Annotated in this window: 1 pseudogene; it reads right to left on the reverse strand. The window is 62.5% G+C overall.

Annotated elements, in window-relative coordinates:
• Positions 1–190 (reverse strand): annotated as a pseudogene (locus CDV44_RS26895) (NAD(P)H-quinone oxidoreductase); the annotation flags it as partial.
• Positions 191–509 lie beyond the last annotated feature (319 nt).

The following is a 509-nucleotide window of genomic DNA, read 5'->3' on the forward strand; positions in this document are numbered from 1 at the left end:
GCAATTCGACGTAGGGCGGCCCGCTGTCCGGAATGTCCGGCGCACTGGCTTCGCACACGGTCGAGACGGCAGGCACCGTGCGCACGCGCGCTTGGGCGCCGGGCACGCTGTCGATGCCGGCCGCAATGCATTGGGCGAGCTGTGCGGTGGTGCCGTGACGGCTGTAATACAGGACGAGGATTTCAGTCATGAAGTCGAATCGGCTGGCTCGAGGTGGCAAACGCGGCGGAAAACCCGCCTGGGCCCTCGGGTCTTGAGGTGAAAGGCAAGCGAAAAGTGCGGGTATTATAGGGCGTTCCTATTGGCGTAACGGATCGGGCTAGCGCCTGCCGCGCCAGCATTCTCATTCAGGAGCCCGATTTGCTCAAACTGTCCCGCATCAACTGGAACAACGTTCGCCAACTGCTGAGATACGCGCTTGCGCGGGCGCAGGGACGACCGGATTCCGCAAGTGGCGGGTAGTCTGACGTTTACCTCGATCCTGTCGATCGTGCCACTGTTCGCCGTGA

The organism is Pandoraea sp. PE-S2R-1 (genome assembly GCF_002179865.1).
Lineage (GTDB): Bacteria > Pseudomonadota > Gammaproteobacteria > Burkholderiales > Burkholderiaceae > Pandoraea.